This window comes from Thermococcus sp. GR5 (assembly GCF_012027535.1).
GTDB lineage: Archaea > Methanobacteriota_B > Thermococci > Thermococcales > Thermococcaceae > Thermococcus > Thermococcus onnurineus.
In genome coordinates this window covers 1-527 of record NZ_SNUN01000018.1, presented here as the reverse complement: position 1 = coordinate 527, position 527 = coordinate 1, and the positions used below count along the sequence as shown (strand labels likewise).

The window sequence follows — 527 nt, the reverse complement described above, 5'->3', positions numbered from 1 at the left end:
GCGGCTTCCCAGGTCATGGGTTTGGAGCCCTTCTTTCCCATCGTATCACCTCCGTGGTGTTGTCAATAGTTATCCCACAATTTACTTTATAACGACGTATTCTCAAAAAGAAACACTTTTTTGTGAATATCCTCCATCTATGTACTGGTGGCTTAGGTGGGAAGGCCAGCAAAAATTGACAAGTTTAAAGTCGCTGAAGAGATAATTGAACTTGCAAGTAAGAACGAGGAGCTTACAATTTACAACCTCACCAAAAAACTTAGGGAGATATCCCAAAAGAACAACGACCCAACTCTTGATGTGCGAACTGAATCCGTTCGGCGAGTTCTACAAGAACTTGTGCGTTTGAAAATCTTGGCTGTATGTGGGAATTCTCGGGGAGAGAGTAAAGAAAAGAAGCCCTACAAACTCCTGTGGAATCCCGAAAAAGCCAAGGAAATTATCAAGTGCTGGAAAGAGTTTTACTCTCTAAGTGAAAAACTCAATATTTTGAAACATCTCGCTGATTATACGGAAGAAAATCTTGA

The 527-nt window shown here is 41.0% G+C and carries 1 protein-coding gene; it reads left to right on the top strand.

Translation table 11 applies throughout. The features are described from left to right. Positions 1-156 precede the first annotated feature (156 nt). Positions 157-527, top strand: a 371-nt coding sequence (locus E3E33_RS10675; protein WP_167731690.1) for a hypothetical protein, incomplete at its 3' end; no start/stop codon positions are given.